This is a genomic window from Cohnella silvisoli (assembly GCF_021190915.1).
In the GTDB taxonomy this organism is placed as follows: Bacteria; Bacillota; Bacilli; order Paenibacillales; family Paenibacillaceae; genus Cohnella; species Cohnella silvisoli.
This window is the reverse complement of record NZ_JAIOAP010000006.1, coordinates 99,728-113,606: the sequence shown is the minus strand read 5'-3', so window position 1 is coordinate 113,606 and position 13,879 is coordinate 99,728. Positions and strand designations below refer to the sequence as shown.

The 13,879-nt window shown below is 47.5% G+C and carries 14 protein-coding genes; 11 read left to right on the top strand and 3 right to left on the bottom strand.

Annotated features, from left to right (window positions below):
- Positions 1–9: 9 nt before the first annotated feature.
- The 3 genes from K7P76_RS13300 (at position 10) to K7P76_RS13290 (ending at position 3,738) form a co-directional block, all read left to right on the top strand.
- On the top strand, positions 10–516 hold the full coding sequence (locus tag K7P76_RS13300; protein ID WP_232185789.1) for an NfeD family membrane protein: 507 nt from the start codon (positions 10–12) through the stop codon (positions 514–516).
- Positions 517–540: 24 nt separating this feature from the next.
- Complete coding sequence (locus tag K7P76_RS13295) at positions 541–1,983, top strand: flotillin family protein (RefSeq protein WP_232185788.1); 1,443 nt, start codon at positions 541–543, stop codon at positions 1,981–1,983.
- A gap of 159 nt (positions 1,984–2,142) precedes the next feature.
- A complete protein-coding gene (locus K7P76_RS13290; protein WP_232185787.1) occupies positions 2,143–3,738 on the top strand; it encodes a sensor domain-containing diguanylate cyclase in 1,596 nt (531 codons plus the stop codon).
- Here the strand turns inward: K7P76_RS13290 and K7P76_RS13285 are convergent.
- The 3 genes from K7P76_RS13285 to K7P76_RS13275 all read right to left on the bottom strand — a co-directional run bounded on the left by K7P76_RS13285 (position 3,735) and on the right by K7P76_RS13275 (position 6,729).
- Entirely contained in the window at positions 3,735–5,183 is a 1,449-nt protein-coding gene (locus K7P76_RS13285) for a hypothetical protein (protein WP_232185786.1), read from the bottom strand. The genes K7P76_RS13290 and K7P76_RS13285 overlap by 4 nt on opposite strands.
- Positions 5,173–5,748, bottom strand: a complete 576-nt coding sequence (locus K7P76_RS13280) for an undecaprenyl-diphosphatase (RefSeq protein ID WP_232185785.1) — start codon at positions 5,746–5,748, stop codon at positions 5,173–5,175. The genes K7P76_RS13285 and K7P76_RS13280 overlap by 11 nt, the downstream gene beginning before the upstream one ends.
- A 66-nt stretch (positions 5,749–5,814) precedes the next feature.
- A complete protein-coding gene (locus K7P76_RS13275) occupies positions 5,815–6,729 on the bottom strand; it encodes an alkaline phosphatase family protein (protein ID WP_232185784.1) in 915 nt (304 codons plus the stop codon).
- Between the two features lie 202 nt (positions 6,730–6,931).
- Between K7P76_RS13275 and K7P76_RS13270 the strand changes: the two genes are divergently transcribed.
- The 8 genes from K7P76_RS13270 to K7P76_RS13235 all read left to right on the top strand — a co-directional run bounded on the left by K7P76_RS13270 (position 6,932) and on the right by K7P76_RS13235 (position 13,831).
- Positions 6,932–7,690: a COG4705 family protein gene (locus K7P76_RS13270; RefSeq protein WP_232185783.1), complete on the top strand. Its 759-nt coding sequence runs from the start codon at positions 6,932–6,934 to the stop codon at positions 7,688–7,690.
- Positions 7,691–7,794: 104 nt separating this feature from the next.
- The gene (locus K7P76_RS13265; RefSeq protein ID WP_232185782.1) at positions 7,795–8,469 is read left to right on the top strand and encodes a response regulator transcription factor; all 675 of its coding nucleotides are present in this window, start codon (positions 7,795–7,797) and stop codon (positions 8,467–8,469) included.
- Positions 8,466–9,878: a sensor histidine kinase gene (locus K7P76_RS13260; protein ID WP_232185781.1), complete on the top strand. Its 1,413-nt coding sequence runs from the start codon at positions 8,466–8,468 to the stop codon at positions 9,876–9,878. The genes K7P76_RS13265 and K7P76_RS13260 overlap by 4 nt, the downstream gene beginning before the upstream one ends.
- A 74-nt stretch (positions 9,879–9,952) precedes the next feature.
- A complete protein-coding gene (locus K7P76_RS13255; protein ID WP_232185780.1) occupies positions 9,953–10,471 on the top strand; it encodes a PepSY domain-containing protein in 519 nt (172 codons plus the stop codon).
- A 106-nt stretch (positions 10,472–10,577) separates the two neighbouring features.
- Entirely contained in the window at positions 10,578–11,276 is a 699-nt protein-coding gene (locus tag K7P76_RS13250) for a response regulator transcription factor (protein WP_232185779.1), read from the top strand.
- Positions 11,273–12,622 carry a sensor histidine kinase gene (locus tag K7P76_RS13245; protein WP_232185778.1) on the top strand — a complete coding sequence of 450 codons (1,350 nt, stop codon included), beginning with the start codon at positions 11,273–11,275 and terminating at the stop codon, positions 12,620–12,622. The genes K7P76_RS13250 and K7P76_RS13245 overlap by 4 nt, the downstream gene beginning before the upstream one ends.
- An 85-nt stretch (positions 12,623–12,707) precedes the next feature.
- Entirely contained in the window at positions 12,708–13,448 is a 741-nt protein-coding gene (locus K7P76_RS13240; protein WP_232185777.1) for a YheC/YheD family protein, read from the top strand.
- A gap of 146 nt (positions 13,449–13,594) precedes the next feature.
- Entirely contained in the window at positions 13,595–13,831 is a 237-nt protein-coding gene (locus tag K7P76_RS13235; protein WP_232185776.1) for a hypothetical protein, read from the top strand.
- Positions 13,832–13,879: the final 48 nt, after the last annotated feature.

The following is a 13,879-nucleotide window of genomic DNA, read 5'->3' as shown; positions in this document are numbered from 1 at the left end:
GGGTGCGGTGTGGAAACATTGATGCTGGTGCTGTTCGCGATCGGAGCGGGTTATGCCGTCTTATCCCTAATCGTCGGCGATGTGTTCGGCTTAGAAATTCATGCAGGAGAATTGCCTTTCTTATCGCCGACTATCATTGCCACCTTCATGACCGTATTCGGCGGTATCGGGTATATGTTGCTTCATAGCACCGGCTGGTCGGCTCTGCCGGTAGCCGGGTTGTCGCTTCTGGCTGGACTGGGTGTGTCCTCCGTCGTGCTCTTCTTGGTCGTGATACCGCTTCATGCCGCGCAGAAAGGGACGGCACAATCCGCTAAGGCGATGATCGGGCACGAGGCTAAAGTAATCACCTCGATCGAAGCGCTGCGTTTAGGTGAAATCGTTTACGAGCAAGGGGGAACGAGGCATAGCGCCCCAGCTAAGGCAATCGAGGAATCGGTCATACCGCAAGGCACTCAAGTTCGAATCGTAGACGAGATGGCTGGTACTTTCGTCGTGGAGAAAGTTAAACTCTAGCCGCATAAAGAGAGGAAGATTTCATTGAACTTGGATGCAACGATTTATATTCCGGTAGGCATCGTAATCGTAATTATTTTACTGATCGTCGTATTTGCTTCAAGATATCGTACCGTTAAAGCCGATGAGGCGATGATCGTGACGGGGGCGCTCACGCGGGACGGCATGAAAATCGTAAAAGCCGGAGGTACGTTCGTATGGCCGGTCGTGCAAAACGCTTCTTTCTTATCCTTACAGGTGCAAACGCTTGATATTCACACACCGGAAGTGTATACGGTCCATGGTGTACCCGTTATGGTCGACGGCGTAGCTCAAATCAAAATCAAAGGCGACCAGGAGTCGATATCTACAGCTGCGGAGCAATTTCTCGGCAAGCCGGACGAGGAGCTCAAAAGCATCGCGACGCAAACGATGGAAGGGCATTTAAGGGCTATACTCGGCACGATGACCGTCGAAGATGTCTATAAGAACCGCGAAGAGTTCGCGAGGAACGTGCAGGAAGTGGCGGCGAGCGACCTGAATAAGATGGGACTGCAAATCGTATCCTTCACGATTCGCGACGTAAGAGATAAGAACGGCTATTTGGACGCACTTGGCCAGCCGCAGATCGCATCCGTTAAGAGAGATGCCGAAATCGCCAAAGCGAATGCGTTCCGCGATGAGCAGGTAGCTAAATCGAAAGCGTTGGAAGATGGCAAGAAAGCGGAGTTTAACGCTGAAACGAATATCGCCGAAGCGCATAAGGCAATGGAAGTGAAGAAAGCGGCGTTTAAGCAGGAGCAGGACATGAAAAAAGCCGAAGCAGACCAAGCGTACAAGCTTCAAGAAGCGCGCACGATGCAATCGGTCAAAGCGGAAGAGATGCAAATCCAAGTCATCGAACGGGAAAAGCAGATCGAGCTCGAAGCCAAGGAAATCGAACGTCGCGAACGGGAGCTCGTGGCGACGGTGAAGAAGCAAGCCGAAGCGGAACGTTTCGCTCAGGAGCAACGGGCCGAAGGGGATCGCTACCAGATTGAAGCGAAAGCCAAGGCGGAAGCGGAGGCGGTCAGGCTGGCGGGTAATGCCAACGCGGACAAGGAAAGAGCCGAAGGAACCGCGGAAGCGGATGTTATCAGGCTTAAAGGATTAGCCGAAGCGGAAGCCAAAGACAAAATCGCCGATGCGCTTCGCAAGTACGGAGAAGCAGCCGTAATCGAACTGATTATCGAGAAATTCCCGGAAATCGCCAGGGCGATTGCCGAACCGCTATCGAAGACGGAGAAAATCGTCATCGTCGATGGAGGCGGCAGCGGACCGAACGGCGGTGCGGGCAAGGTTACCGGTTATGTGACGGATTTGCTCGCCAAGATGCCGGAAACCGTAGGCGCGCTAACCGGCGTCGACGTCAATCAATGGCTGCGCAAGCTGGCGCAAGGCGATAATGCCGTGAAGAAAGATTTGACATCGGGCGAACCTGATAAATAGACCGATAAAAAGAACGATGAAAAGGAAGAGGGCCTGTTCCGGAAGATCTTCACGATCGGCGGAGCAGGCCTTTTTTCTTTTATTTGGGTGAGGATAAATTCAAGGAAAATACAGTTTTTTGTCGAATACAACGTTAATACGAGCAAATGGGGAGAATGCATGGTGCGCATAAAGAGAGGCTTTAAGTTAAGATCAACCGTAAATGCGCTTGTTCTATTAACGGTATTGGCAACGCTCACCATTAGTTCGTTCATTGCTTATCGGAGCGAGAAGCAGTCGCTTATCCGAATGACCTTTCAATTAAATCAAGTATATACCGAGAAAATCTCGGAAACGGTGAATAGCCTGTTCGATAATATGAAGCAAAGCCTTGCCGTGACCGGCGAGTATTTGGCGACGGATTTAACCAGGCCCGATCTGCACGAACAATTGTTGCTATTCCAACGTAGCAATCCCTCGTTTAACACCGTTTTCATTATCGATCGGAATGGATCTCTCGTAGATGCATCTAATGCGGAACCAAGCAACATCGGAACTAAGATTACTTCCGCAGGCACTCAGCAGGCGCTGAAGGAACAACGCCCCCTTGTATCGGAGCCTTACATGAGCAAGGCAACGAATAAACTGATCGTGATGGTAAGCCAACCTCTTAAAGATGCGAAAGGAACGTATTTGGGTTTCATCGGAGGTTCGATTCGGCTTCATGAAACGAACATCTTCCAGACCGTACTCGGGAGCGTACCTGATCAAGCTAATGGCTCTTACGCCTATGTTGTAAGTTCTTCCGGACATCTGTTATACCATCCGGACCCGAGCCGCATCGGGGAGGATGGCTCGCATAATACAGTTGTAAGAAGCCTGATGGCAGGCGAAAGCGGGACAAGGCGAATTGTGAATACGAAAGGCGTGGATATGCTCACAAGCTACTCCTATATCAAGGAAGCGGGCTGGGGCATCGTTGCCCAGACGCCAACGGAGATCGTATTGACGTCTGCCCGCAACCTCGTTATGAAGATCGTGATTTATATGCTTCCGGCGTTGCTTGTTTTTATTGCAATTATATATTGGTTTGTCGGTAAGATGTCGGCGCCATTCTCCAAATTGGCTCAATTCGCGTCGATGCTTTCTCCGAACCAAAGCGGCAGAGACAGGCTTCCGCGAATTCATTCCTGGAATTATGAGGCTAACGAGCTGCACAGGGCATTCGGCCGCGCCGCGCGCCACTTCCGTTTCCAGTTCGATAATTTATCGAAAGAAGCGCAGACAGACCCGCTTACAGGACTCTATAACAGACGAACGTTGGATCAATTCATTAGGCACTGGATCGAACAATCGATACCTTTTTCGATGATGGTCATGGACTTGGATCATTTCAAGCAAGTGAACGATACATACGGGCACGAGAAGGGGGACGAGGTGCTGAAGTTCTTGTCCGTCTCTCTGCAGCGTCTGGTAGGGGAAGGATATGTGTGCTGCCGCTTCGGAGGGGAGGAGTTCGTGGTTCTGGTGCCAAATGAGGAGCTCGATGTCGCCCTTCAGGATGCGGAGAAAATTCGCAGATATATGTCGGAAACGGATAGCCCAACCGACAACAAAGTAACGCTTTCTATCGGCGTAGCGCATTATCCGAGCGTTGCCCATAACGCCGAGCAACTTTTCCGTCTTGCGGACGAGGCGATGTATCGTGCCAAACGCTTAGGTCGGAACCGGGTGGAGTTCGCGAAAGGCTCAGAGTTCGAGGAGCGGACGAGCTAACTCGTTTTGTCGATCCGGAATACGTTGCCGTAAGGGCCTTTAAACACGGGTTTTCCAAACTTTTCGACCCAATTGTTGAATTGCTTGCCTGAAGAATTGCTGCTCGTAATGACGTAATCCGGGTGGTCGTATGCGACGATATCAGGCAAATAGTCGGAGAATCCGTTCATTGAGCGCTCGAATGCCGTCCACCCGAACACCCCTTTAGACGACGCCGTGATAAAAGGGTCCTGCCTTCCGTCGCATAGAATGTCTCCGCCTCGGAACATCACGTATCCGGATGAGCCGTAGCGGGCCAACACTTTAGGTCTGACTCCTTCCGGAGTGTGCTTCAATATGTACGTCATTTCTTCAACGGGATAATCCTTGTCATTGATCTTCGTAGGAAATAAGAAAGCGGATAGGATATTGAGGGAGAGAGCTATACTCAAACAGGTCGCCATTAATCCCGTGCTCCATTGGATGCGAATTTTATGAACATAAGGGACGACATCCACGAAGGTCGCTGCGAAATAAGGGATAAACAGCCACATGAACAAATTTTGCTTGTAGCTCGAGATGCCCAAGTACACGATTCCAAGCATGAACATGAATCGGAACAGCTTCTTGTGCATGACGAAGGGAAGGATGGATATGAAAAATAGCAGCAGGATAAGTCTCGGGAAATTCATCCAATCTCCGAAGTTGATAGGCTGCCATTCATCGATCCGCATGTTGAAATGATTTTTGGTGACGGTAAGAATATATAGAATGCTCTTTAGCCCGCCTACGTTAATGAGACCTGCGATATAAACGAGTGCGAAGGTAATGACGCTGCGCTTGCTAAACCTTTTCTCTGCCCATGCTTCCAAGATCGCCATCCCCGTGAAGACCGCAATAACAAGCCAAACCCCTGCATGAATATTCGCGACGGCCAAGGATATGAGAACCAAAAGGACGGAGTATTTGACCGCGGATTGCATCCGGAATTCCCTGAGATAAACGAAAAACCATACGATCAGCACGGATGAAATCATCTGAGGCCTTGTCGTGAAGTAATAATAATAAATGCAGCACGTTACGGCGAGCACGAACAAGAACAGCACCGAGTGGTGCTGCTCCAAGCCCATTTCTTTGCGGGAAACGCGGGTTAATCGATATAAGCCGAGTACGAGCAAGAGGAGACATACGGCGGTTAATACGTAAATGCCCGGCCACCCGAAAGCCATGTACAATAACGCGATAATGAGCTGAAAACCGAATTCATGCGGAACATAAGGCAGTTGATCGTTATAGAAAGTATGAATGGCATGATGCAATACCGTTCCGTGCTGGAGCATATATTTGCCGAGCTCGATATGCCAGAACGTGTCGGGATCGTTATAAGAGTATTTAGGTATCATGCACAAGACGACGATGAGCGTTAGAGCCGCATAGATTAGCGTGGCTGCCTTTTTATTTATCATGGACATGGAGTATCCGAGACGTTATTTTTCGGTATATCCGAATGAAGAACAGAGGAATCGAATCCAAATAGCCTCTTACTAGAAAAACGATCAAGCTAGTGGATAGAGATAAAGCCATTGCTCCGACAATATCGCCTGGGTAATGAACGCCTACATACACTCTTGCAATGCCAGTCAAGACTGCTAAGCCTAACATAACAACACCTAACTTGCGTTTCACCCACAATAAGCTAAACGCAATGGAAAACGCCAAAGTAGCGTGGTCGCTTGGGAAGGAAGCATCTGCCGCATGCGGAATCAATTGGTGTACCTGATGTTCGACGAACGGCCGAGCGTGGTTCACCTCCGGTGAAATGATCAGGCTTGCGATTAACAAGGCAACGGATGCGGACAGGAAGGAAAAAAATACAAGCTTCTGATTAGCTTCTTTACCGGTAAACCAAAGCCATACTAATACGGCCAGCATGATCCATACGATGTCTTGGGCGAATATTTCCATGAGATCGTCGATCCAATCATAATGCTCGGCCAAGTTATTAAGAAATTGAAAGATGGAATAGTTCATGTATTTGCTCCTTAAGTTTTCTTAAAACTATACGGGGTGAACATTAACGAATGATTAGAAAATCAGTTATTTCCAGATTTTGAGCGGAGCCGCTTGTTTGCTATTGCCTAACGGTTCAAGACCATATAGGTCTTCGATCGTCCGAAGAAGGGAATAATGATTTGTACGAACCTTATAGGATTGTTTTTTGACCATGGGACCGACGATGGCTGTAGGAATCTTGTTCTTGGCGCTCATATCGTCTTCATCCCAAGTAAGGATCAGAAGGCTGTTATGCTTGTCCGCCCATTTGACGTAACCGTCCAAATTTTCTTTTAACCAATTATCGGCTTCCTTTACGGTTCCGTCGTGTATATCGTGATCCATGTTCGGAATGACGAAAGAAACCGTAGGCAATTTGGAATAATCCTTGGGAAAGCTTGTAAAAGGCATATTGGCTGTGCTTGGAACATTGGTGAAATTAACCCATGGGTTATGCTTTCTCGCGTAGTTCGTTTTCAAATCATAGGGTCCCGTAAAACCTATCTTCGGCATTCCCTCCGAATATCCTCCAAAGGTAAGACCACGGGCAATTAATTCAGAAGCGAGGTTAGCTGTCTTAAAAGCATGTTTAGGTGTTTTGTCGTTGGTAACGCCTTGGTTGGATCCGGAAAACAAGTCCAAATAGTTGGGCTGGCTTGGATGCTCAATCGCATAATGGTTAATGAGGTTTGCGCCTTGCTTCATCAACTGATTCATATATGGGGCATGAGGATTATTGAATATTTCCCGATAGGAATGATTCTCTTCGACGACAATGACGATATGATCGACTTTGTATTTCTTCTTGGCAGTGGCAGTGGTAGTGACATTGGCAGTGGTAGTGACATTGGCACTGGTATTGCCAGATGCCTCAATAGAAGTATGGGACTGAATACTGAAAGACGTAATCAATAGTAGGACAAGTAGCAGTAAAAGCATACGTTTTCTGTTGTTCGACATCATTAGGTCCCCATTCGCTATTAGAATCTCGGTGCGCATTCATTATAGGCCAACCTGTTGTTTTTTTAAAGTTGGCGTTCTCTCATCATATTCACAGAATGTCCTGTTACACTCAATTGCAGTTGGACAACAACCTAACAAAAAGTGGAAGGGGTAATCAAACTTGAATGCGTCAAATTCGTTTACTTCGCGAGGCCGGCAGATGTTGAACAAGGTTCCGGAAGTCACGATCTTCTTCTGGATCATCAAGATTCTGGCAACGACGGTTGGAGAGACGGCCGCTGACTTCCTGAACACAAACCTGAACTTGGGCTTAACCAACACAACTTATGTCATGAGCGGGCTCCTGATCATCACATTATTTTTCCAGTTCAAGTCTATGAAGTACGTGCCGGCGGTCTACTGGCTCGCGGTCGTGCTAATCAGCGTTGTCGGCACTTTGGTCACCGACAACCTCGTGGACAATCTTGGGGTTTCTCTGGAGACGACCACCATCATCTTCACCGTCGCTCTGCTAGTAACCTTTGTGGCTTGGTACGCGAGCCAGAAGACACTGTCCATTCACTCCATCTATACGACCAAGAGGGAAGCGTTCTACTGGTTGGCCATCCTGTTCACTTTCGCCTTGGGTACCGCTGCCGGCGACCTTGCAGCAGAAGGGCTAAATTTGGGATACTGGGTATCAGCGCTTATATTCGCCGGACTGATCGCGGCGGTTACGGTCGCCCATTACAGCTTCAAGTTGAATGCTGTGCTGGCCTTTTGGATTGCCTATATCTTGACCCGTCCTCTGGGCGCCTCGATTGGGGACTATCTTTCCCAGTCTAGCGATGAGGGCGGACTTGGACTGGGTACGGTAGTAACCAGCGCGATCTTCCTCGTAACGATCTTGAGTTTGGTCATCTACCTGACCAAGACGAGAAGGGACGAGATTCCGCCCCAGAGCTCAAGCGAGAAGTAAGAAGCTAATTGTGTATAGTTTATTATTAATTAATGCTTGAACCTGAGAATAAGGAGGAGGATACTGGAATCAGCAGTATCCTCTTCTTGCAGCAGGAGGTAACGATGAAAAAAATATTGATCGTTGAGGACGAGCCTAATTTCGCAAGATTTCTCGAGTTGGAGCTTACCCATGCCGATTTCGAAGTTACGGTCGCCTACGATGGCGAGAAGGGGCTTGAATGGGCTTTGGAAGACGATTGGGATGTCATCTTGCTCGATGTCATGTTACCCGTCATCAGCGGGTTTGACGTGTGCCGCAAGATAAGGAAAGTTAAAAATACCCCAATTATTATGCTAACGGCAAGAATCAATGTAAACGATCGGGTATTAGGGCTGGATTGCGGTGCCGATGACTATATTCCGAAGCCGTTCGCCATCGAAGAGCTGTTCGCCCGCATGCGCGCCTTGTTTCGAAGATACGAGCATACCGAGCAGATGAACGCCGTATTGAATTTCCTGGACCTGACGCTTGACTTGCAAGCTCGAATGATCAGGAAAGCAGGCGAGATCATCGACCTTACGAAACGGGAATTCGATCTGCTGGCTATATTCATGCAGAACGTCAACGTCGTATTGTCCAGAGATATGTTGCTGGATAAAGTGTGGGGCTACGACACGGAAGTCGAGACGAACGTCGTCGACGTATATGTCAGATATTTGCGCAAGAAGCTGGACGATACGGGCGAAGGCACTTATATTCAAACCTTGCGGGGAATTGGGTACGTGATGCGATCATGAGAAAGAGTTTAATGAAGATCAACGCTCTTCCGCTCAAGTGGCGGTTAACCGTTTGGACTTCTCTATGGATGTGCGTCTTCTTTCTGCTTTATAACTCTGCCCAATATTTAGTTCTGGATCGTTGGATATTAATACAAGATAGAAATGCAATCCGAACGAGCATGGACGAGATTCAAGGCTATTACGCGGACAACGTTTCAAGGGATGTGCTGGGCAGCAAGAAATTCCTTGAGAAGGCAAACCAGAGAGATCAATTAATTCGTATCTTGGATCGCGATGGAAAAGTCATGCTCTCGATCAGCGACGATTTACCCGAAAAATGGGTAAAGCCGGAGAGCGTGAACAGAACAATGCTGGTTCGGACATGGCATGAAAAGGACCATCTTCTCGTTATGAGAAGCCCGTTAACGGTCGGTTCGTTCAAAGGCACGATAGAATTGATCCGCAATATGGAAAACTACGAGAGATTAAATCAAATTCTGCTCGTCATCATGGCGCTTGGTGCGCTGGGGGGCATAACCTTCAGTATGTTCGGCGGAATTCTGCTGGCGAGACAATTCGTGAAGCCGATTGCCGGGTTGTCCGAGACGATGCGGAAAATCAAGCACGGCGGTTTGACCGAGAGGGTCGAATTCGTGGATAACAAGGACGAATTGTCTAAGCTTAGCCAAGTTTTCAACGAAATGATGGACCGGTTGGAAGCCTCCTTCCAGCAGCAAAATCAATTCGTCGAAGACGCTTCTCACGAGCTTAGGACACCTATTGCGATTATTGAAGGTCATCTGACTTTGCTGGCTAGGTGGGGGAAAAACGATCCTTCTGTTCTCGAAGAATCTCTGAAAGCTTCATTGGAGGAATTAAGCCGATTGAAAAATCTAACGCAAGATTTATTGGCTTCTTCCCTTGGCGAATCTGGACAAACGGAATCCGAAGGCTCGAATCCTGCGATGATTATCAGGAAGGTCGTCGATGATTTTGCGGTTATTCATCCTGGATTCACCTTCGAGACGAATTTTCGATTGCCGGACGGTATACATCTGGCCATAACCGAGCATCATCTGAAACAAATTCTGATGATCGTACTCGATAACGCGATCAAGTATTCGGGTCAACAGAAGAAGGTTGTCATTACAACCAAGAAATCAGGAAACAACGAAGCGCAATTGGAGATCGCCGACAACGGCGTGGGCATTGCGGCCGACCATATTCCCCATGTATTCGACCGCTTCTACAGGGTGGATAAAGCCAGAAGCCGCAAGATGGGGGGCAGCGGTCTGGGGCTGGCGATAGCCAAGCGCTTAGTCGAAGACTATCGGGGGACGATTACCCTTGCGAGCGCGGAAAGGCAAGGTACCGTCGTTACGATATCGTTGCCCATCGTAATGGATTCTCAGAGATTTCTAATCTAAATCACCCGATAATCTCAGAACCCTTGGCTACAATAGGGAATGTAGACAAACCTATTTCCCGAGGAGGAAACAAAATGAACAAGAAGTTAATGGTAGGAGCTCTTGCGGTTGCTCTAATCGGTGGAGGTATCGCGGGTGCTGCCTTGTTGCCATCCACGAATGCAGCTTCTTCCGTACAGAAGAGCCCAGCGCCAGTACAACAAGATAACGATCAAGAGACGAATGACGATGGCGTGCAGGGCGCGCAAGTCGAGCAAGGCAATGACCAAGAAGTGAACGACGACGGCGTGAACGGCGATCAAGGCGCGCAGGACAATGACCAAGAAGTGAACGACGACGGCGTGAACGGCGATCAAGGCGCGCAGGACGATGATAAAGAAGTGAACGACGCTGCCACGCAGACTACTGCATTCAGCAAGCAACAAAGCATCGATATCGCTCTTAAACAAACGCCTGGTACCGTAACAAGCGCTAACCTCGAAACGGAAAACGGTAAAACCGTCTATGCCATTACGATTAAGGACGCTGCGGGCAAAGAGCAAGAGCTGACGGTTGACGCGACGACGGGCAAGATCATTCCGGAAAACGACTAATTCTCTTTCTCGTCTAGTCTGGCCTAAGCTTATGCTTAGGTCTTTTTTTTCAATTCGAAGTCATAATAAGGAAGAAAGCGTCGGAACGAATAGGGAGGACAAGCGATTGGCAAAAGAAGTTCTGATCGTCGAGGACGAAGTTAAAATAGCAAGGCTGCTTGAATTGGAGCTAACTCACGAAGGATATAGCGTCGACGTTGCCGATAACGGGCGAGAAGGTCTTGAGAAAGCTTTATCGAAACGATGGGGAATCATTATTCTGGACATCATGCTACCCGAATTAAACGGCATCGAGGTGCTGAGAAGACTGAGAAAAGAAGATGCAGAAACCCCCGTGATTCTTGTAACGGCACGCAATACAACTCCGGATATTATATCTGGGCTTGATCAGGGGGCAAATGATTACATTACGAAGCCTTTTGAAATCGAAGAACTGCTGGCCAGAATGAGAGCGAGCATGCGCGGAAGGGAAGAGGAGTCTTCTAAGAAGACGGCGGCTAAGCGCCTTCAAATTGATAATCTAACCATCGATAAGGTGTCCAGGGAAATTATCCGCGAAGGACAGAAAATCGAGCTGACTCCGAAGGAATACGATTTGCTGTTGTATTTGTTGGAAAATAAAAATCATGTTCTGAACAGGGAGCAAATCATCAATCAGGTTTGGGGATACGATTTCATTGGAGACACGAACGTCGTTGACGTTTATATTCGTTATATCCGCAAGAAGATCGATTACGATTTCGATGTTAAGCTGATTCAAACGATACGAGGGGTAGGTTACTGCATAAGGGAGGATGGTCAGTGAAGCTCAAAAACAAGTTTACGTTGCTCACTTCCTCGTTGATCATATGCATTTTGTTGATTGTGGACTTCGTCGTCTACTTTTTATTTATCAATATTGCTACCCGTAATGAAATTGAATTACTGCGCAGCAAATCGGAACAAATCATCGAAAAAATCGGCCCTCTGGCGATCATGAACAAAGAGCAACAAAATCGGATCATGGATTACCTTCCGGAGGATACAATAATCCGACTGCTAGATCTCAATATGGAGGTTATTCGTGAATTCAAGGGAGAAAATGATATCGACTTAACGGAAATGGATGTGCCTCCTGCAGCAATGTCTAAATTAGCGGAGATCAAAGATCAGAAAGTGTTGATCGTGCGAGTATCTATCCTAGCGAATCAGAAGCTCGTCGGAACGTTTGAAATCATTGAGAAAATGGAATCCCTCGATACGAATATGAACCTGCTCGTAACCATATTGCTCTGTACAACCGGGGGCGCGGTGCTTCTAAGCGTCATTGGAGGATTGCTGCTGTCGCGAACCGTGCTGAAGCCGATCTCGGATAGCATACGAACGATGCAGGAAATTGAAAGCAGCCTAGTATTTAAGAAGATCCCTTCGCGGGGCAAGTCTAATAATGAATTGTTTATTATGACCGAAACTTTCAATCGGATGATGGGGCGGCTGGAGGAAAGCTTTCATAAGCAGCAGCGGTTCGTTTCGGATGCATCCCATGAGTTGAATACTACGTTAACAATTATTGAAGGCTATGCGAATATGCTTCGTCGTTGGGGGACAATTGATGAGAAAGTTCATAGAGAATCAATTGAAGCCATATATGAGGAATCCAAACATATGAGGACAATGACACAGCAATTGCTGGATCTGGCTTCGTCGCAGCAGAATGAGAAATTAAACGTCGAAAGGTTCGATATGCTTGCTTGCTGCAAGCATGTTGCTTCTCTTGTCAGCAAGCTGAACTCGCAGAGCATCGTCGTTCATTCAGCGGATAAGGAAGCATGGATAGAGGCTGATGCGGCGAAGATCAAGCAGCTACTCCTCATTTTGATCGATAATGCCTTGAAGTACAGTAAACGTTCTATTGATATTTATGTGCGCAATGGCACTGAAAACTTAGAGATTCGGATTAAGGATTACGGCATTGGAATTCCCTCGAGTGAAATCGGACATGTTTTCGAACGTTTCTATCGGGTGGATCAATCCCGCCATCGTAAAACCGGCGGAACGGGGTTGGGGTTGCCCATTGCCCAATCGATCGTGAAGGAGCATCAAGGGACGATTCGGATAGAAAGCGCAGAGGGCAAAGGAACAGAAGTAATCGTTCATTTGCCTGTATCGTAACCTAAGCCTGTTTTTGTCCCCTCGTTACAAGCCGTCACATAAACTGAATTCGATATTAGAAATATGAATTCGGGGAGAGTGCAGCGTGTCTCAATATGTCGGTAGCAAATGGAGAAAAACCGTCGCGTTGCTGCGCAGAAAATCGTTAAGAAGCATCATTCCGAGAACAGTTGCGTTTAACCGGCCTCAGCTCCTAATGATGCTGAAAGAGTTCAAGATGGTTTACGTTAAACCGGACACAGGCGCTCAAGGCAAAGGTGTAATGAGGGTAGAGAAATCCGATGGACACTACCGTTTCCAATTGGGGAAGCGCGTCCGTTTTTACCTCTCCTATAACCCCATGTACGAAGCAATCCGTAAAGAAACGAAGGGTAGAAAATATTTGGTTCAAAGAGGCGTTCATTTGTTAAAGTACAAAGGTCGCCGATTCGATCTGCGCGTTATGGTCCAACTTAACCCGCGCAAAGTCTGGGAAACGACGGGAATAATCGGCCGGGTAGCGGCACCCCGAAAAATCGTGACCAACTATCACGACGGCGGCACCCCAATGGCCGTGAGCCGACTGTTAGGGAGTCACATTAATAAACGTGCCCTTAGACGAACAGTCCGCTCGCTTGAAAGCATAGGCGTAACTGCGGGTCTTGCCATGCGTAAAAAATTTCGGAGAGTCTATGAAATCGGAGTGGACGTAGGAATGGATCGTTCAATGACGCCGTGGATTTTGGAGGTTAATACCGCGCCTGATCCTTTTATTTTCAGAAAGCTGCCCGACCCGTCCGTATTCAGGAAAATCAGGCGATACGCGAAAGTATATGGAAAATGGTAGATGAGGACACAACAGAAGCGGGTTTACACATGTAAACCCGCTTCTGTTGTTCTTGGGATTGGATGAACTGCTTAAAGAGTGTGGATTAAAGTTGTAAAAAAGTGTGTTATAATATGCAAAAGAATGAGTGAGGGAGGCACCTGCTCATGATTCCAAAAAAAATGGATTCTAACACCGTAAGAGAGCTCAGAAAAATATTAAACAAAGCAAATATTACAAATCCCAGGGTCACAATTGATTTTAATAAAGAAATTGTTGAATTGGAAGAGACCGACGAGTACGCAGTAGATGATTTGCTTCAATCTGTCGGAGTATTACCTCCAAATCGGGTAAAGGAACTCAGAGAAGAAGTTGGTCAAATGCGTGAGGAATGGGACTCATGAGTAAGGATGGTTACCTAAAATGAATATGGCGTAGAGGTTATGAAGCCT